A 515-nucleotide genomic window follows, 5' to 3' on the forward strand; every position below is an offset into this window, starting at 1 on the left:
CATCCTCTCTTGGATCAATGCCAGTCGGATTGTCTTCCGAAATTGGTGCAAGGACTTGCTCATACCAATCAAACATCGTGTTACTCATACTCTCCCCCTCAAAAACACAGGAATAGTCGCATCATCTCGCCTAGCGGAGTCAAACTCACTAGGTTCTTGACGCACTTTAATGAGCGCACACGTCACGTTATCACTAGCGCCACGCACCAGAGCAGAGTGCATCAATGCCAAACCAGCTTGGTTAACTGAATCTGCACATAGAGTTTTATGCATTTCATCACAGCTTAGTTCCTTGGAAAGTCCATCACTGCACAACAAGAACTGGTCACCATCCGCAAGCTGTCCCGATACTTGGTCTATCGTCACCATCTCATCAACCCCAACAGCTCGGGTAATTACATTGGCTAATGGATGGGACTCTGCGTCTTCAAATGCCAACAAGCCTTGTTCAACTAACTCCATCACTTGGCTATGGTCACGAGTTTTTTGTACAAAAGTACCGTTTCTCAATTGAT

Annotated in this window: 1 protein-coding gene; it reads right to left on the reverse strand. The window is 46.0% G+C overall.

Annotation, left to right across the window (positions count from 1 at the left end):
* Positions 1-84 precede the first annotated feature (84 nt).
* The coding region (locus tag R7Z49_RS27650; RefSeq protein WP_411913042.1) for a PP2C family protein-serine/threonine phosphatase at positions 85-515 on the reverse strand (431 nt) is incomplete at its 5' end.

It is taken from the genome of Vibrio sp. 1562 (assembly GCF_033340155.1).
Lineage (GTDB): Bacteria > Pseudomonadota > Gammaproteobacteria > Enterobacterales > Vibrionaceae > Vibrio > Vibrio alginolyticus.